General features: G+C 63.0%; 17 protein-coding genes and 1 pseudogene. 9 read left to right on the top strand and 9 right to left on the bottom strand.

Translation table 11 applies throughout. From position 1 onward, the window contains the following. Positions 1 to 183 precede the first annotated feature (183 nt). Positions 184 to 1,785, bottom strand: coding sequence for a serine/threonine protein kinase (locus Y708_RS22825; protein ID WP_081746471.1), 1,602 nt, complete (start codon positions 1,783 to 1,785; stop codon positions 184 to 186). A 111-nt stretch (positions 1,786 to 1,896) separates the two neighbouring features. On the opposite strand from Y708_RS22825, the gene lipB reads away from it, so the two are divergent. The 3 genes from lipB (at position 1,897) to Y708_RS0104425 (ending at position 4,448) form a co-directional block, all read left to right on the top strand. Next, positions 1,897 to 2,619 carry a lipoyl(octanoyl) transferase LipB gene (gene lipB, locus Y708_RS0104415; RefSeq protein WP_028278990.1) on the top strand — a complete coding sequence of 241 codons (723 nt, stop codon included), beginning with the start codon at positions 1,897 to 1,899 and terminating at the stop codon, positions 2,617 to 2,619. Then, complete coding sequence (lipA, locus tag Y708_RS0104420) at positions 2,616 to 3,617, top strand: lipoyl synthase (protein ID WP_028278991.1); 1,002 nt, start codon at positions 2,616 to 2,618, stop codon at positions 3,615 to 3,617. The genes lipB and lipA overlap by 4 nt, the downstream gene beginning before the upstream one ends. A gap of 72 nt (positions 3,618 to 3,689) precedes the next feature. After that, positions 3,690 to 4,448 carry a DUF4191 domain-containing protein gene (locus tag Y708_RS0104425; RefSeq protein ID WP_028278992.1) on the top strand — a complete coding sequence of 253 codons (759 nt, stop codon included), beginning with the start codon at positions 3,690 to 3,692 and terminating at the stop codon, positions 4,446 to 4,448. Between the two features lie 60 nt (positions 4,449 to 4,508). Here the strand turns inward: Y708_RS0104425 and Y708_RS0104430 are convergent, their stop codons facing one another. Beyond that, on the bottom strand, positions 4,509 to 4,946 hold the full coding sequence (locus Y708_RS0104430) for an RDD family protein (RefSeq protein ID WP_028278993.1): 438 nt from the start codon (positions 4,944 to 4,946) through the stop codon (positions 4,509 to 4,511). A 289-nt stretch (positions 4,947 to 5,235) separates the two neighbouring features. Here Y708_RS0104430 and glnA (Y708_RS0104435) point away from each other — a divergent pair, with 289 nt between their 5' ends. After that, positions 5,236 to 6,660, top strand: a complete 1,425-nt coding sequence (gene glnA, locus Y708_RS0104435; protein WP_028278994.1) for a type I glutamate--ammonia ligase — start codon at positions 5,236 to 5,238, stop codon at positions 6,658 to 6,660. Between the two features lie 58 nt (positions 6,661 to 6,718). Here the strand turns inward: glnA (Y708_RS0104435) and Y708_RS0104440 are convergent, their stop codons facing one another. The 3 genes from Y708_RS0104440 to glnA (Y708_RS0104450) form a co-directional block, all read right to left on the bottom strand. Further along, complete coding sequence (locus Y708_RS0104440) at positions 6,719 to 6,934, bottom strand: hypothetical protein (protein ID WP_028278995.1); 216 nt, start codon at positions 6,932 to 6,934, stop codon at positions 6,719 to 6,721. 119 nt (positions 6,935 to 7,053) lie between these two features. Continuing rightward, complete coding sequence (locus tag Y708_RS0104445) at positions 7,054 to 10,065, bottom strand: bifunctional [glutamine synthetase] adenylyltransferase/[glutamine synthetase]-adenylyl-L-tyrosine phosphorylase (protein WP_028278996.1); 3,012 nt, start codon at positions 10,063 to 10,065, stop codon at positions 7,054 to 7,056. Between the two features lie 13 nt (positions 10,066 to 10,078). Then, the gene (gene glnA / locus Y708_RS0104450) at positions 10,079 to 11,419 is read right to left on the bottom strand and encodes a type I glutamate--ammonia ligase (RefSeq protein ID WP_028278997.1); all 1,341 of its coding nucleotides are present in this window, start codon (positions 11,417 to 11,419) and stop codon (positions 10,079 to 10,081) included. 168 nt (positions 11,420 to 11,587) lie between these two features. Here glnA (Y708_RS0104450) and panB point away from each other — a divergent pair, with 168 nt between their 5' ends. Further along, positions 11,588 to 12,463 (top strand): 3-methyl-2-oxobutanoate hydroxymethyltransferase, encoded by an 876-nt coding sequence (gene panB / locus Y708_RS0104455; RefSeq protein WP_028278998.1) that lies wholly within the window; start codon positions 11,588 to 11,590, stop codon positions 12,461 to 12,463. Here the strand turns inward: panB and Y708_RS28960 are convergent, their stop codons facing one another. Further along, positions 12,464 to 12,628, bottom strand: coding sequence for an SPOR domain-containing protein (locus Y708_RS28960; RefSeq protein ID WP_155853686.1), 165 nt, complete (start codon positions 12,626 to 12,628; stop codon positions 12,464 to 12,466). 99 nt (positions 12,629 to 12,727) lie between these two features. Between Y708_RS28960 and map the strand changes: the two genes are divergently transcribed. The 4 genes from map to Y708_RS30815 all read left to right on the top strand — a co-directional run bounded on the left by map (position 12,728) and on the right by Y708_RS30815 (position 15,266). After that, complete coding sequence (gene map / locus Y708_RS0104465; RefSeq protein ID WP_028278999.1) at positions 12,728 to 13,606, top strand: type I methionyl aminopeptidase; 879 nt, start codon at positions 12,728 to 12,730, stop codon at positions 13,604 to 13,606. Between the two features lie 65 nt (positions 13,607 to 13,671). Continuing rightward, positions 13,672 to 14,490, top strand: a complete 819-nt coding sequence (locus Y708_RS0104470) for a polyphosphate--glucose phosphotransferase (RefSeq protein ID WP_028279000.1) — start codon at positions 13,672 to 13,674, stop codon at positions 14,488 to 14,490. Between the two features lie 10 nt (positions 14,491 to 14,500). Further along, positions 14,501 to 15,124 (top strand): SDR family NAD(P)-dependent oxidoreductase, encoded by a 624-nt coding sequence (locus Y708_RS22830; RefSeq protein WP_253905683.1) that lies wholly within the window; start codon positions 14,501 to 14,503, stop codon positions 15,122 to 15,124. After that, complete coding sequence (locus tag Y708_RS30815) at positions 15,015 to 15,266, top strand: SDR family oxidoreductase (protein ID WP_253905684.1); 252 nt, start codon at positions 15,015 to 15,017, stop codon at positions 15,264 to 15,266. The genes Y708_RS22830 and Y708_RS30815 overlap by 110 nt, the downstream gene beginning before the upstream one ends. 69 nt (positions 15,267 to 15,335) lie before the next feature. On the opposite strand, the gene nrdR is transcribed toward Y708_RS30815, so the two are convergent. The 3 genes and pseudogenes from nrdR to Y708_RS0104490 form a co-directional block, all read right to left on the bottom strand. Beyond that, the gene (nrdR, locus tag Y708_RS0104480; RefSeq protein WP_028279001.1) at positions 15,336 to 15,836 is read right to left on the bottom strand and encodes a transcriptional regulator NrdR; all 501 of its coding nucleotides are present in this window, start codon (positions 15,834 to 15,836) and stop codon (positions 15,336 to 15,338) included. Between the two features lie 111 nt (positions 15,837 to 15,947). Continuing rightward, positions 15,948 to 17,312: a histidinol dehydrogenase gene (gene hisD / locus Y708_RS0104485; protein ID WP_028279002.1), complete on the bottom strand. Its 1,365-nt coding sequence runs from the start codon at positions 17,310 to 17,312 to the stop codon at positions 15,948 to 15,950. A gap of 57 nt (positions 17,313 to 17,369) precedes the next feature. Continuing rightward, a pseudogene (locus Y708_RS0104490) lies at positions 17,370 to 17,571 on the bottom strand (hypothetical protein); the annotation flags it as partial.

Here is a 17,571-nt window from a genome sequence, read left to right on the forward strand (position 1 = left end):
CTGCAGCGCGGAGACCCGCCAGGCCCGCCCGCCCTGGACGGGGACAACCCAAATGTCATTCTCGGCTGCAAAAGTGACGAGATCGCCGTGGACATGCGGATAGCGCAAATAATGTGAGGAACCCATGATCCGATCATAGCCACAGCGGGTCTCCTGCTGCGGGCGCACCACTCCCTGGGTCCGTCATGCTGCATCAGCCTCATGGACGGAGTGGATTTTCCAGGCACCGTCTTGCTGCTTCAACACAAAGGTCAGCTCCTGAACTGTCGGTTCCTTCTGTTCCCGGACGGTTTCACCCGTCCGCGCGCGTTCGATATACGCCGATGTCACTGCCTTGGCTGAGACGGCGGTTCCCGCAGTCGTTGGCCCTCCCGGCACAACATCCTTCCTCACGTCCTCCAGCCGAACGCTAAGACCCTGATACACGTGGTCGCTGGAGATGAGCCCGTCCAACGCCGCTTGATCCGAGGCCATGGCCGGTGAACCTGCAACGTTCACCTGCTCCAGCAGACCGGCATCTGCCAGCGAGTACGCTCTCGCCCGCACAGTCGCCAGCGCTCCGAGCACAATCAGCGGATCCTGGTCCGCCAACCGCTCCCGCAGTTGGCTGGTGAGTTCAGTCTCTTCCTGCACGGGAGCAGGCGCCGTTATGCGGTCCTGCCCGGGTGCCCCTTCCGCGGTCACCGGCGTGACCAGATGAGGCACCGCCAGCAATGCTCCACAGATCACCAGTGCTGCGGCCAGAACCGTCACGATGGCCGCCGCTTTGAACGGCACTCTGCCGGTACTGTTCCTGGGGGCTCCGGCCGCGGGGCGGCGTGAACCCGCCCGTCGGGTGCGGACCGGCCGGACAGCACGCAGCCGGGTGCGGGTCTTGGCCGGGGACCCGTGGTGGACCGCCCTGCGGGTTCGGAGCTCAGGAAGCACGCTTGGATGGACGGCGGCCACCAGGTCCACTGGAACAGGCTGCGCAGCGTGCGCAACAGCCCGCGCAAAACCAATCGCCGGTGGTCGTTGGGTAGGATCCTCGTGCAGCCCCGCTTCGATCAGGGACACAAGATCCGCGGGGACCCCGGGCACGATCAACGACAGTGGGGGTCTTTGGAGAGCCGGGTCAGGAGCCTTCCCCGTGAGTGCATACCAGCCCAGAGCGGACAAAGAGTAGATATCCGAGGCTGTTCCGAGCCTGCTGGGATCCTCAATGCCAGCAGGATCCGTAAATCCAGGTGTACCGGCGCGGCTGCGTGTTTCCTCACCAAGCAGGCGACCCACTCCCAGATCTCCCAGCAGAGGTTTTCCCTCTGCAGTGAACAACACATTGCCCGGTGACACATCACCGTGCACCGCACCTCCAGCGTGCAGGTAGGCCAGCACCTGCGCCAATGGTGTGAGAATGGTCACTGCTTCGCCGATGGAAAGTGCTCCCCGGGAAGAGACCAGTCTGAGCAGGGAATCCCCGGCAGCAAGGTCCATCCTGAGCGCCGGGCCCTGATCTGTGGGCATCAGCTCGTGGACGGCAACGAGGTGTTCGTGGGTGTAACGCTGCAGCAGCCGCAGTTCACGCATCATGGAGGCGTGATCGTCCGCGGCAGCGGTGTCGGACGGGGTCATGACCTTGAGTGCACAGGGATTTCCGCCTGTGTGGGGCCTGATCAACCAGACCGTGGAACTGGCGCCGACTCCCAACAGCCTCTCGGCGCGGTAGCCCTCCGGGCGCGGTGGAAGGTAGGTGGCGTCACCACGCACAGGGCTCCCCGCAGAGGTCTGCCGAACGAAATTATCCATGCGTCAGTTCTAGCCGAATTCACGAAACGCCGTCGAAGTTATCCACAGGGTGGCCCCGCCCACGAAGATCGCGGGGCCGTATCAGCCTTCCCGGAGGTCTACCCTAGATGCATGGCTCTTGAGTTTTCCCGTATTGGATTCGATCCGGAGTTTGTCGATTACCTGGACGGTTGGGAACGGCAGCGTTTGCTCCACCAGTCGGTTGTCGCAGGCACCGCGCACAGCACCGTCCTGCTGCTGGAACACCGCGCGGTTTACACCGCGGGTAAACGCACCGAAGAGGGTGAGCTTCCGTTCGATGGCACACCGGTGGTGCCGGTGGACCGCGGCGGTAAGTTGACCTGGCACGGGCCCGGTCAGCTGGTTGGCTACCCCATCGTCGCGCTGCCCGAGCCCACGCGCGTTGCCGGCTACGTCGGAATCCTCGAGAACGTCATCATCGCTGTCCTGCGCGACTACGACCTTGAGGGCGTTCGCATTGAAGGCCGTTCCGGGGTCTGGATCGATGCTGATCCCCGCGGACCGGCCCGCAAGATCGCTGCGATAGGCATCCGCATCAACCGCAGGGTCACCATGCATGGGTTCGCGGTTAACTGCAGCAATGACCTCGCTCCTTTTTCCCAGATCATTCCCTGCGGCATCACCGACGCAGGCGTGACCAGTATCTCCGAAGAAACCGGACAAACGGTCACACCGTCCGACATCGTTTCGCGCATTGAAGAGGAACTGCGCAAGAATGAAGAATCATTGGTCCTCGGCGCCGCGGACAACCTCCGCGCCACCGGGACAGCCGAACCCGCCGGCACCGCCCGGCCGGAAGGAGTTTTACTGTGAGCCTGGCCCCCGAAGGACGGCGCCTGTTGCGCGTCGAGGCACGCAACGCCGCTATACCAGTCGAGCGCAAACCCGACTGGATCAAGGCGAAGGTCAACATCGGTCCGGAATTTGTGGCCATGAAGAACCTCGTCAAGAAAGAGGGGCTGCACACGGTCTGCGAGGAAGCCGGCTGCCCCAATATCTTTGAGTGTTGGGAAGACCGCGAGGCCACGTTCCTCATCGGTGGTTCGGAATGCACGCGCAGGTGCGATTTCTGCCAGATCGATACTGGAAAGCCGCAGCCTCTCGATCGGAGCGAGCCGTACAAGGTGGCCCAATCCGTGCAGTCAATGAACCTGCGCTATGCCACGGTGACCGGAGTTGCCCGGGACGACCTCGCCGATGAAGGCGTCTGGCTCTATGCAGAGACCATCCGCCAGATCCACAGCATGAACCCGGGCACCGGCGTGGAGATCCTCATTCCGGACTTCTCCGGAAAACCCGAGCACATCACTGGAATCTGCGAGGCCGCGCCCGAGGTATTCGCGCACAACGTTGAGACTGTTCCACGAATCTTCAAGCGCATCCGTCCCGCCTTCCGGTATGAACGGTCGCTGGATGTCATCACCCAGGGCCGGGACCAGGGCATGGTCACCAAGTCCAACCTGATCCTGGGGATGGGCGAGACCCGGGAGGAAATCTCGGAGGCGCTGCGCGATCTGCACGACGCCGGCTGCGACCTGATCACGATCACCCAGTATCTGCGCCCGAGTGAACGGCACCTGCCGGTGGACCGCTGGGTCAAGCCGCAGGAGTTTGTTGAACTCCAGCAAGAGGCGGACGAGATCGGCTTCCTGGGTGTGATGAGCGGTCCGTTGGTGCGATCCTCCTACCGCGCCGGACGGCTGTGGGCCCGCGCGATGCGCAGGAAGGGTCTTGAACTGCCGCCGGAACTTGCCCACATCGAGGACTCAGGTTCCACGGCCCAGGAGGCGTCAAGCCTTCTGGCAGGGTGATCGTCCGGACGTCCGGACGATCACAGCAGGCAGCACTAACACGTGCCTGCGATCACGTAGAATTGAAGCACTATGGCCAACAGCACTGAATCAGACGGATCAACCGCAAAACCATCGAAACGCCGGCTCTTCTCCCGGAAACCGAAGGCGGACAAGTCTGCCAAAAAACCGGGACGGATGAAGCAGGTCGTCGAGGTCTTCAAGATGACCCGGCGCAACGATCCCAATGTCGTGTGGATCATGCTGCTGGCCTTCCTCGGCATCATTGCCGTCGGTCTGGCGATCGGCTTCCTGATTCAGAACGTGGTCACCATGGTGCTCATCTCGGTGCCTCTGGCCTTCCTCGCCGCCGTTTTCATCCTTTCCCGCCGGGCGGAAAGAGCCGCGTTCTCCCAGATTGAGGGGCAGGCGGGAGCCGCAGGGGCTGCGTTGAGTGTGCTGAAGCGCGGCTGGATCCTGCAGGAGCAGCCAGTGGCGGTTAATCCCCGTACGCAGGACGCCGTCTTCCGGGCCATTGGCCGGCCCGGAATCGTACTGGTCACTGAGGGGCCATCCGTGCGTGTCAAGCAGCTCGTGGACGCGGAGCGCCGGAAGATGAACCGGATTGTGCCCAATGTCGAGATCCATGTCATTCAGTCGGGGCGCGGCGAGGGCCAGGTTCCCCTGCAGAAAATTTCCAAGACTGCCCAGAAGCTCAAGAAGAACCTCACCAAGCAGGAAGTACAGGCCGTGGACAAGCGCCTCACGGCGCTCGGAACGCGGCTGCCCATCCCCAAGGGTGTGGACCCGATGAAAGCACGCCCAGACCGCAAGGCAATGCGCGGACGCTAGGCGGCGCTTCGCCGTCGTCGTTGGTGGTCTCTTCGCTGTTTGCCTGCCTGCGTCACCGGATCAACGCCTGACGATAATGGTGCGTGCTGCGCGGTCATGAAGGCCACGCTGATCCTCGTCGAAGACCACAGCCGGGATGACCAGGCACAACAGGAGTGTGCGCACGATCGCGGGCCCCAACCCTGCCGGTGCACCGCTCAGCGACTGGACCTGCAGGCGCAGTACCCTGTGGCCGATGCTGTAGCCAAGTGTTCCCACCAGCAAAATCTGCTCCAAAGCAAAAATTCCCAGTGTGGCGAACCCGTTGTAATTGAAGAACGCGGCCGAGATGACGGCGCACAGCGCCCAGTCGATCATGATTGCTCCTGCGCGGCGTCCCGTCCGTGCCACCGATCCCGGGCCATCGGAGGGGCGGCCAAGCCGGCGTCCCGGCCAACGTCCGTCGCCCAAAGGAGGCGGTCCTTCAAGCCATGAGCCAATATCTCTGCGATCCACCACGGCTCAAGCTTAACCCTGTCATTACCGGCGAACCGACCACATCCTGGGACAATCTCCGCCTCTCGCCGGAAGCGCGATAGGCTGGTCGCACCCGGTTGGCAGTCCGTTTGCCTGCCGTTTGCTTAAGTAACCTGCCGGAAACATTTGCGACACCGGCGGGAAACTGCGCGGTTTTAGTGTTGACACTGTTGCCGCTGCGGCAGTAGAGCAAGAGCGCCAAGTATTATGAGCGCCGGCTCGCCGATGCCAAGTGCAAATCCGAAGAATATGCGTAAGGAGCATACCCCCGATGTTCAAGAATGCGGACGAAGTCCTCAAGTACATCACTGACGAAGATGTGAAGTTTGTCGACGTCCGGTTCACCGATCTCCCTGGGGTGCAGCAGCACTTCAACGTACCGGCAAAGTCGGTCGACGCGGACTTCTTTGTGCACGGCCAGTTGTTTGACGGGTCGTCCATTCGCGGTTTCCAGGGCATCGCTGAATCCGACATGCAGCTTATCCCGGATCCCACCACTGCATTCATCGACCCGTTCCGGATCGAAAAGACGCTTGCGCTGAACTTCTCGATTGTGAACCCCCGCACCGGCGACCCCTACCACCGCGATCCGCGTGGCGTGGCAGAGCGCGCCGAAGCGTACCTGGCCTCGACGGGTATCGCGGATACGGCATTTTTTGCCTCGGAAGCTGAGTTCTACATCTTCGATAATGTCCAGTACGAGTCCTCTCCCCAGGGCAGCTTCTACAAGGTCGATTCCATTGAAGCCCCGTGGAACTCCGGCCGCGAGGAAGTTGGCGGGAACCTGGGCAACAAGACCCCGTTCAAGGGCGGGTACTTCCCGGTATCCCCCGTGGACAAGCAGGCAGATCTCCGTGACGCCATCTGCGTGGAACTGGACAATGCCGGCCTCGAAGTCGAGCGGTCGCACCACGAGGTTGGCGGCGCCGGGCAGGCAGAGATCAACTACAAGTTCACCACCATGACCCACGCTGCTGACGACCTGCAGAAGTTCAAGTACATCGTCAAGAATGTCGCAAATGCGTGGGGTAAGTCCGCAACCTTTATGCCCAAGCCCATCTTCGGCGACAACGGATCAGGCATGCACTGCCACCAGTCGCTCTGGAACGGCAGCGAGCCGTTGTTCTACGACGAGCGCGGCTACGCTGGGCTGTCCGATCTTGCCCGCTGGTACATCGGCGGCGTCCTGAAGCACGCTTCGGCCGTTCTTGCGTTCACCAACCCCACGGTGAACTCTTACCGCCGGCTGGTCAAGGGCTTCGAGGCACCGGTGAACATGGTGTATTCGCAGGGCAACCGCTCCGCCGGTATCCGCATTCCCATCACCGGTTCAAACCCGAAGGCCAAGCGGATCGAGTTCCGCGCGCCGGACCCCTCCTCCAACCCCTACCTGGCGTTTGCAGCGCAACTGATGGCGGGCCTGGATGGCATCAAGAACCGCATTGAGCCGGCCGACCCTATCGACAAGGACCTCTACGAACTCCCTGCCGAGGAGGCCAAAGACATCCAGAAGGCCCCGGGCTCTCTTGAGGAAGCATTGCTCGCACTGGAAGCCGATAACGAGTTCCTGCAGGCCGGCGGAGTGTTCACCCAGGACCTGATCGACACCTGGATCGAGTACAAGCGGGAAATCGAGATCACCCCGCTCGCCGCACGCCCGAACCCTTACGAATTTGAGCTGTATTACGGCGTCTAGCTAAATCACAAAGTTGCCCGCACCCTGAGGTGCGGGCATCTTTTTTGCCCTGTTCACATCAACACCTTCCGTATTTCTTGTGCACGGCCTGCTTGCTCACCCCGAGAGCCTGTGCAATGGCTTCCCAGGAAAGGCCCGCAGTCCGTGCCCGTCGAACGAGGGATGCCTCCGCCCGGCCGACCTCACGGTGCAGTTGGGCAACCGCCTGCAGTGCATCCACGGGACCGCCGCTGTCCATTGATCCAACCAGTGTTTTCAACCTCTCCACCTCCATGCGTCAACTTTAATTGACGGAAGGAAGAGACGTCAACCATAGTTGACTAAGTGACCGAGAACCCCGGCAAGCGTAAACCCAGCACGACGACGGCGCGCGGCACACTCCTGCAGTCAGGTTCAGTAACCGTAAAAGTGCCGTTCAAAGATCGCTCGCGAACGCCGGGTCAGCCGAAGATAATCCTCTTCAAGCGTTGCGCCCATGCCCGGCCCATAGGCACACCAACGGGCCACAGCTTCCAGGTCGGTTCTGGATGAGGGCAGCACGTCGGACGGTTTACCGCTCCAGATAGTGTTGGCTGCCCGGATGCGGCTTGTCAGCTGCCAGCTGTGGCGAAGCGTGGCAACGTCCTCAGCGGGCAGGATCCCGTGCTCTTCCACTGCTGCCATAGCCTCCAGCGTTGACGTTGTGCGCAGGTCCTCCACGCGGTGCGCGTGTTTTAACTGAAGGAGCTGAATCAGCCATTCGACGTCGCTCAGTCCTCCGCGGCCCAGCTTGAGGTGCCGCGACGGGTCGGCTCCGCGCGGAAGCCGTTCGGACTCCATCCGTGCCTTCAGCCGTCGGATTTCCCGCACGTGGTCATCCGTGACTTCCTTGGGATACCTGACCGGATCGATCAACCTGACGAAGTCCGCCGCCAGGGCGTCGTTGCCGGCAATGGGCAACGCCCGCAGTAGGGCCTGCGACTCCCACATGAGCGACCAGCGACGATAATACTCACGGAAGGAGTCCAGCGACCGGACCATGGGTCCTTGTTTTCCTTCCGGGCGAAGGTCTGCGTCAACCTCCAGCACGCGTTCGGCAAGAATTGCCGGCGTACACGGCTGATGCAGCAGGGCGGAGAGCTGACTCACAATGCGCTCGGCCTGCGCCTGCGCGGCTGCCTCGCCGGCGCCCGGGCGGGGCCGATGGACATACATGACGTCGGCGTCGGACCCGTAGGTGATCTCCCGGCCACCCTGTCGGCCCATGGCAACCACCACCACGTCGGTGGCTGGCTCCTCTTCCGCAAACACCGTCCCTTCGGCGACGTGCAGGGCTCCGAGAACAGCTGCCCGGTCGGCATCGGACAGCGACCGGCCCACCTGGGCCTGATCAAGCAGCCCGGAGCTGTCCGCGATGGCGATCCGCAGCAATTCACGTCGGCGGATCAGCCGGATCAGCCGCATGGCTTCGCGCGGTTCCGGGTGGCGCGACATCTTGGAGAGGATTTCCTGCCACTGAACTTCGAAGGGCACCGGAGCCAGCTGTTTGTCCGAGCCAAGCCACTTTGTTGATTCGGAGGAAACCTCCAGCAGATCCGTGATGAAACGGCTGGAGGACAGAATGTGGCATAGTCTCTCCGCCGCCGCCTTCGAGTCCCGCAGCATCCCCAGGTACCAGTGCGTCTGGCCCAGGGAATCACTCAGGCGGCGGAATCCCAGCAGCCCCGCGTCCGGATCCACGCCGTCCGCAAGCCAGGACAACAGCACCGGCAACAGCTGCCGCTGGAGGGCGGCGCGCCTGCTGATGCCGGCCGTCAGTGCCTCAATGTGGTCCATCGCGCGTTTTGGGTCGATGTAGCCCAGGGCCGCGAGGCGTGCCCGGGCGGCCGCCGGAGTGAGTTTCACTTCGTCCACGCTGAGATTCGCGGCGGTGTTGAGCAGCGGGCGGTAGAAGATTGCCTCATGCAACCGGCGCACCAGACGCTTGGTCGTCTGCCATTTCTCTGACAGGCCGGCCGCTGTGGGACGGGAGGTGTCGAGGGAGCCGACGGACGCCTTCGCCAGTGCGCGCAAAGCGGAATCATCCTCAGGCATCAGGTGTGTGCGGCGCATCTGCACCAGCTGGATACGGTGCTCCAGCACTCGCAGGTACCGGTAGGAACCGTCAAATTCCTGCGCATCAGTCCGTCCAATGTAACCGGCAGCGCTCAGCGCGGCAATTGCCGACGTCGTATCCTGCACTCTGAGCGACTCATCAGCTTTGCCGTGGACAAGCTGCAGCAGCTGCACAGTGAACTCGACATCGCGGAGACCACCGGCCCCAAGCTTGAGCTGGCGCTGCACTTCGTGCGCGGGAATATTGTCGGTGACCCTCCTCCTCATGGCCTGGACCGATTCCACAAATCCGTCACGCTCGGACGAACTCCATACCAGCTCACCCACGGCGCTGTGATAGCGGGCGCCCAGCTGAGGGTCACCGGCGATCGGCCGTGCCTTGAGTAGCGCCTGGAACTCCCAGCTCTGCGCCCATCGTGCGTAGTAGGTGAGGTGCGAATCCAGCGTCCGCACCAGAGGACCCTCCCGCCCCTCAGGCCTGAGATTGGTGTCCACCTCCCACAGTCCGGGCTCGCCGGCCGCGGAAGTGATCGCACGGGAGATGCCCGACGCGAGCGCCGTCCCGATCCGTATGGCGGTGCCCTCCTCCAGCACGGGCGCGTCAATCACATAGATCACGTCGACGTCGGAAATGTAGTTGAGCTCTCCGGCGCCGCACTTGCCCATGCCAATGACGGCCAGCTGGACCGAGGCGATGTCTGTGGCCGAAAAGGATTCAGCCAGTTCCGCCCGCGATACGGCCAGTGCAGCTTCGATGGCGGCAGCCGCAAGGTCAGCCAGCTCGCGGCCCACCGCCGGCAGGTAGTCCACCGGGGAGGCAGCACACAGATCACGGATGGCCAGCTCGGTGAGGTGCCTTCGGTAGCAGGCACGCAGGGCGGCGTGCGCTTCCCGCCCAGTTATCCTCGCCACCGGCTGAACCGATGCCGCATCAGCTTTGACGGCGTTCAGCAAGGAGGCGCGGAGCTGGTCCGCCGATACCGTTCCTGGTTCCGCGCTGGGGCGGATCCGGAGGGCATTTGTATGCTCAGGATGCCGCATCAGGAACTCAGCCAGTGCCTCCGACGCCCCCAGCAAGCGGAACATCGGCTCACTGTGGCCGTCGCCGTCGTTCACGAGGCCTGCGAGCTCGGGCTGCACGGCGAGCAGGCGCACCAGCGATTGCAGGGCAAGGTCAGGACTGGCTGCGTAGGTCAACCCCTCGAACAGTGCATCCCGGTCAACTTTGTCCAGTTCGGGTGCGCCGAGGAACCGGCTGCTCTTGTCGAGGTCGGTGAACCCTTTGCTGATGAGTTCCCTGTTCAGGCTCATAGTTGGCTGCCGGCTAGAGGATGCCGAGATTGCGCCTCAGCTCGTAGGGCGTGACCTGAATTCGGTAGTCGTGCCATTCCGCGCGCTTGTTACGCAGGAAATTCTCGTAGACCTGCTCGCCCAGGATCTCGGCCACCAGTTCAGACTCCTCCATCGCACGGACGGCGTCATGCAGGCTGGCCGGCAGCGGGTCATGTCCCATGGCCCGGCGCTCGGCCGCAGTGAGGCTCCAGACGTCATCCTCCGCACCCGGAGGGAGCTCATAGCCCTCTTCGATTCCCTTCAGCCCGGCTCCCAGGAGCACGGAGTAGGCAAGGTAGGGGTTGGTGGCGGAATCGATACCGCGGTACTCGATCCGCGCGGACTGACCTTTGTTCGGCTTGTACAGGGGAACCCTGACCAGGGCGGAACGGTTGTTGTGGCCCCATGACAGGTAACTTGGCGCTTCGCCGCCGCCCCAGAGCCGTTTGTAGGAGTTCACAAACTGGTTGGTGACCGCCGTGAACTCCGGCGCGTGCCGCAGAATACCCGCGATGAACTGGCGCGCGGTCTTGGAAAGCTGGAACTCAGCGCCTGCTTCGAAGAATGCATTGGCATCACCCTCAAACAGGGAGAAGTGCGTGTGCATGCCGGACCCGGGGTGGTCGGAGAAGGGCTTGGGCATGAAAGTGGCGTAACTGTCCTGCGTCAGCGCCACTTCCTTGATGACCGTGCGGAAGGTCATGATGTTGTCAGCCGTCTGCAGAGCGTCCGCGTACCGGAGATCGATCTCATTCTGGCCCGGCCCCGCCTCATGATGGCTGAACTCCACGGAGATACCTACGGATTCCAGCATGGCGACGGCGGTGCGGCGGAAGTCCTGTGCCACTCCCCCGGGAACGTGGTCAAAATAGCCTGCCTGATCCACGGGAACAGGCTGGCCGTCAGCGCCAAGCTCATCGGATTTCAGCAGGTAGAACTCAATTTCGGGATGGGTGTAGCAGGTAAATCCCATGTCGGCCGCTTTGGTCAGGGTCTTCTTGAGCACCCCACGCGGGTCAGCAGTTGAGGGCTCGCCGTCCGGCGTGAGGATGTCGCAGAACATTCTGGATGTCTGCTCCTTCTCACCCCGCCAGGGCAGGATCTGAAAAGTCGACGGATCGGGCTGCGCCAGCATGTCGGACTCGAAGACGCGTGCCAGCCCTTCGATGGATGAGCCGTCAAAGCCAAGGCCCTCCTCGAAGGCACCCTCCACCTCAGCGGGGGCGAGTGCAACGGATTTCAACGAACCAACCACATCGGTGAACCAAAGGCGTACAAACCGGACGTCGCGTTCCTCGATGGTGCGCAGTACAAATTCCTGCTGCCGATCCATGCCTACCTCTTTCCACTCGTTAACCAGTGCTTGGGTACCGGACCAGCGGCCACCGCACTTTACGGTTCACTCTACTGATGATGACCACCCAACTGCGCCAACCGGCCGCCCGATCAGTGTGCCGGGCGCATGTTACACACCGGTTACCTGTGAAGTAGGCTCGAAGGCATGAGCTCCGCAGAGATCCCAGCACCCTACGGCACCGGCGTCAACCCGCCCGCCCAGCGGCCGGCGTCGTCGAGCCCGTCACCTGCGCGCATCCGGACGCACCACCTTCAGTCGGCTAAAAACGAGGGCCGGCGGTTTGCCATGCTCACCGCCTACGACCAGTATGCTGCGCAGATTTTCGACGAAGCCGGTACCGAGGTCCTGCTGGTGGGCGACTCAGCGGCGAACAATGTGCTTGGCCATGAGACAACGCTGCCAATCACCCTTGATGAGATGATCATGTTCTCCCGCGCAGTTTCCCGCGGTACGCGGCGCGCGCTGGTGGTGGCCGACCTGCCCTTTGGCAGCTACGAGGTTTCCCCGGCCCAGGGCGTGGAATCCTCAGTGCGCCTCATGAAGGAGGGCCTCGTCCACGCCGTCAAGATGGAGGGCGGGAGCCATTACGCGGAGACGGTCCGAGCCATTACCACCGCGGGTATCCCGGTCATGGCCCACGTCGGCTTCACTCCCCAGAGCGAGCATTCGCTGGGCGGCTACCGCGTTCAGGGCCGCGGGAACACCGGCCAGCAGGTGATCGACGACGCCGTGGCCCTGGCTGGGGCGGGCGCGTTCTGTGTCCTGATGGAAATGGTGCCCTCGGAGGTCGCGGCCGCCGTCGACCGCGCCATTGATGTGCCGACCATTGGCATAGGTGCCGGCGGGTCCACCACCGGCCAGGTACTCGTGTGGCAGGACATGGCGGGGCTCCGTTCGGGAAAGCAGGCGAGATTCGTCAAGCAGTTCGCTGACGTGCGGAGCGTGCTCGCCGACGCTGCCAAATTATACGGAGACGAAGTCCGGGGCGGAACCTTCCCCGGCCCGGAGCACAGTTTTTAATCAGTCGTCGTCGTCGGCTTCCCATGCCTTATTGCGCTGCTCGACTTTCTCGGGCGCCCGTTCGGCCTCCGCACGGGTGCTGTAGGGCCCAATCAGCTGCGTCCAGTCGGATTGCGCATCCTCTTCGACCTCGCGGGTCCGAATGTTGTACCAGTACTGCACCATTATCTGACTCCCTCCTGCGTTGTCTTCAGCAAAACTGGCTGCTGACACTTACTACTGACACTTATCACTCAACTGCTTCCCACCGATAGGATCAAGGGTATGCCCCTCTATTCCACTACCGCACCTGTCGGTACCCTTGAACGCGGATCGGTAAGCGGACCGCTTCCCGTACCCCCGTCCATAGCGCGCCCCGAATACGTTGGACGGGCGGGCCCCGCGAAGTTCGAGGGCTCCGAGGTGAAATCCCCGGAAACCGTAGAAAAGATCCGCCGTGCCAGCCGGATCGCCGCCCGCGCCATCGTCGAAGTTGGCCGTCATATTGAACCCGGCGTCACAACAGACCGGCTGGACCGGGTGGGACACGAATTTCTGCTGAGCCACGGCGCCTATCCGTCGACACTCGGCTACCGTGGGTTTCCCAAGTCCCTCTGCTCATCCCTGAACGAGGTCATCTGCCACGGGATCCCGGATTCCACCGTGGTGCAGGACGGCGACATCATAAACATAGATATCACCGCCTACATCGATGGTGTGCACGGAGACACCAACTACACATTCGTGGTTGGCGACGCGGATGAGGAATCGCGGTTGCTGGTGGAACGGACCCGCGAAGCACTGAACCGTGCCATCAAAGCGGTTGCCCCCGGCAGGGAGATCAATGTGATCGGCCGGGCCATCGAGTCCTATGCGCGCCGTTTTGGCTACGGCGTAGTGCGCGACTTCACCGGGCACGGCGTCGGCGAAGCGTTCCATACCGGGCTGATCATTCCCCACTACGACGCCGCTCCCGCTTACAACCGTTTCATTGAACCCGGCATGACATTCACCATCGAACCAATGCTCACTCTGGGAACCATCGAGTGGGACATGTGGCCGGATAACTGGACAGTCGTCACGAAGGACCGCAAGCGGACCGCCCAGTTTGAGCACACCCTGCTGGTGACACCGACCGGCGTGGAGATCCTCACACTTCCCTGACCCTTCCCCGGCATTCTGAGCCGGGGTGAACGACCAAGCCACCCGCACAAAACCCCTGGAGAAACATGGGCAAGAACAGCGAGAAGAAGAAGTCCGCACGAGGACTACCGGCCACCGTGATCGGCATTGACATTGGCGGGACCGGAATCAAGGGCGGCATAGTCGATCTTGCCCGAGGGGAGATTGTGGGCAGCAGATTTCGGGTCAGCACCCCCCAGCCGGCAACACCGGACGCCGTTGCCGTGGTGGTTGCAGAGATCGTCAAGGAGCTTTCCAGCCGCGCTGAAGCTCCTCAACCTGAGATGCCCATCGGCGTCACCTTCCCCGCGATTATCCAGCACGGTGTGGCGCGGTCGGCGGCCAACGTCGACAAGAGCTGGGTGGACACCGATGTGGACGCCCTCTTTACCCGGGTATTGGGACGAGACGTCCACGTCATCAACGATGCCGACGCCGCGGGGCTGGCAGAGGTGCGTTACGGCGCGGGTGAGGGCGTGGATGGCACGGTTCTGGTGATTACGCTGGGCACGGGAATTGGATCCGCCTTCATCTTCAACGGTCATCTGGTTCCCAACGCGGAACTGGGACACCTGGAAATTGACGGCCATGATGCCGAAACCCAGGCTTCTGCAGTCGCGCGGGAGCGGCTCGGCCTTGACTGGGATGAATACTCGGTCCGGCTCCAACGCTACTTCTCCCATGTCGAGTTCCTGTTTTCCCCGGAGTTGTTCATTGTGGGCGGCGGCATCTCCAAGCGCAGCGAGGACTTCCTTCCGAACCTGTCGTTGCGGACCCGCATCATCCCTGCGGAGCTCAAAAACCATGCAGGAATAGTCGGAGCGGCGCTCCAGGCCGCGCTGCACTTCAAACACGAACAGCTCTAGGACTACTCACATGCTGGGGACAGCCCTTGTCACCGGCGCCAGCCGCGGCATTGGTGAGGCAATTGCCTCCCGCTGTGCCGCGGACGGCTACGCCGTCGTCGTCAACTATGCCCGCGACGCCGAGGGTGCATTGCGGGTGGCCGGGCGGATCAATAACGACGGCGGTACTGCGGTCGCGGTACAGGCGGATGTCAGCGCAGCCCGCGACGTCGTCCGGCTGTTCGACGAAGCGTCGGTGCTCGGTCCGGTGACCGCCGTGGTCAATAACGCCGGAATCACCGGTGACCTGATCGGCACACTGAGCGATGTTCCAGTGGACATCCTGGAACGGGTGGTCGACGTCAACGTGATGGGCCCGCTGCTGGTCTGCCGTGAGGCGGTCCGGCGGATGTCGACGGCCACCGGCGGATGTCGACGGCCACCGGCGGAGCAGGCGGATCGATCATCAACATTTCCTCCACAGCCGTCAAGGCCGGTTCGCCCGGTACCTGGGGCACTATGCGGCAACCAAAGGGGCGCTGGATGTGTTGACGGTTGGGCTGGCCGCGGAGGTTGCCGCGCAGGGCATCCGCGTCAATGGGGTATCCCCCGGGAGCACCAACACCGGCCTGCACGCCGCAGCGGGCATGCCTGACCGGGTCTCACGGCTCAACCACACTATTCCGATGGGCCGCGGAGCCGAACCGCACGAGATAGCCGCCGCGGTTTCCTGGCTGCTGTCCGCCGAGGCTGGCTACGTGACCGGTGCGAATGTGCCGGTGAGCGGCGGCCGCTGAAGTTCCGCTGCGGGCTGAGGTGGTGCCGGTGGTGGCGTCGGCTTCCCCTCCGCAGCCACCACCGGAGTTTTATTGTGCCGTCAACGGCCGTTGGCTGCCTGACGGGGCACGGCCGGCATGTTCATCGGCTTCGCGGCGGAGTTTGGCAATGGCGGTTTCAAAGTCCTCGAGTGATTCGAAGCCCTGGTAAACGCTGGCGAACCGCAGATAGGCAACCTGGTCCAGTTTCTGCAGCGGGCCAAGAATGGCAAGGCCCACCTCATGGGCGTCGATCTCGGCGACTCCGCTGGCGCGGACAGCTTCCTCGACCTCCTGGGCAAGCAGTGCGAGGTCATCCTCCGTCACCGGCCGGCCCTGGCAGGCCTTGCGGACGCCGTTGATGACCTTGCTCCGGCTGAACGGTTCGCCCACGCCCGACCGCTTGATGACGCTCAGGCTGGTGGTTTCGACGGTTGTGAAACGGCGGCCGCATTCAGGACACTGCCTCCTGCGCCGGATGGCGGACCCATCATCGGCGAGCCGGCTGTCCACGACACGCGAATCGGCGTTGCGGCAGAAAGGACAGTACATGCCACACCTCGATTCGTTGATCGCCACCCTCGGCCCGCCAGGCGGACTGGAACCTATTCTAGAACTATATGTAGTGAAACTACAACCGTGTTATTACTACATGTGGTGTTTTCAGGAGTGGTCCTCCGACGCAAAGCGAAGCGCAACGGCATCCCCGTGGGCCGGAAGATCCTCGGCCCCGGCAAGGCTGACAATGTGTCCGCTGACCTGTCGCAGGGCCTCACGGCTGTAGTTCACCACCTGCACCGCGCGAAGGAACGTAATGACATTCAGACCCGAGGCAAAAGCCGCGCTTCCCGCGGTCGGCAGCACGTGATTCGAACCTGCACAGTAGTCCCCCAGACTCACCGGCGAGAAGTCACCAATGAACACCGCTCCGGCGTTTGTAATGCGGGCGCCCACGGCGGCGGCGTCGGCCGTGTGGATCTCAAGGTGTTCCGCCGCATACGCATTGCAGACGCTTACACCGTGGTCGACGTCGTCCACCAGGATGGTTCCGGACTGCGGACCCGAAAGCGCCGTCTCCACCCGCTCACGGTGCCTGGTTTTCCGCACCTGCAGCGAAAGTTCACTCCTGACGGCGTGCGCCAGGGCGTCCGACGGCGTGATGAGCACTGAAGCGGCATTGGGGTCGTGCTCGGCCTGGCTGATGAGGTCAGCGGCGATTAGCCGCGGGTTGGCCGATTGGTCCGCGAGGATTGCTATCTCGGTGGTCCCGGCCTCCGCATCGATCCCCACCACGCCCTTGAGCAACCGCTTGGCGGTTGCCACGTAGATGTTTCCCGGACCGGTGACCACGTTGACGGGTTCCAGCGAGGGAACGCTTCCGCCACCGTCCACGCCGTAAGCAAAGGCGGCGACGGCCTGCGCACCCCCAATAGCCCACACCTCGTCGACACCCAGCAGGGCTGCGGCAGCAAGGATCACCGGGTGCGGAAGACCGCCGAATTCCTTCTGCGGCGGTGAGGCCAGCGCAATCGACCGCACGCCCGCCGCCTGCGCCGGGACAACATTCATGATCACCGAAGATGCCAGTACCGCGAGCCCGCCGGGAACGTACAGTCCAACCCGGGACACCGGCACCCATTTCTGGGTGACGACCGCACCCGGCCCGATGTTGACCTCAATGTTCGCCGGAACCTGGGCGCGGGCAAACGTCCGCGCGCGGTCAATGGACTCCTCCAGCGCAGCCCGCACCACCGGGTCAAGCGAGTCCAGCGCTTCCTGCAAAGCTTCGAGGGGTACCGCCGGGTGTGTTTGCTCGACACCATCCAGCCGTGAGGCGAGTCCGCTCAGAGCTATGAAGCCCCCGCTGCGCACGTCATCGATAATCTGTTCCACCACGGCGGCAGCGGATTCAGCCGTCGTCGTGCTGCGCGGCAGGGCAGCCTTGAGCTCGGCCGGTGAAAGCCGGCGTCCGCGCAAGTCGGTGGTTCGGAAGGTGGCAAAGGACGTTTCTGGGGCAGCGGAAGTCACGCCCACCAGTCTACCGGCGGACACGCGCACCGTGGATTGTGGGGAAGGCGCGGACCGCTACGGTTTCGGTCTGAGGAGAATGCCCAGCAGGGAGGAAACAAAGACCACCAGGGCGATTACCGCCGGCCAGAGCGCCACCACACCCGGCGAGCGGAGAACAAAAGGAAACTCGGATTCTCCACCGTTGAACATCATCCCAAGCCACTGCCCCACACCGACCGCCAGCACGGAGCCGATTGCCGAGCCGGCCACGGCGGCC

The organism is Arthrobacter sp. H5, from assembly GCF_000520595.1.
In the GTDB taxonomy this organism is placed as follows: Bacteria; Actinomycetota; Actinomycetes; order Actinomycetales; family Micrococcaceae; genus Arthrobacter_D.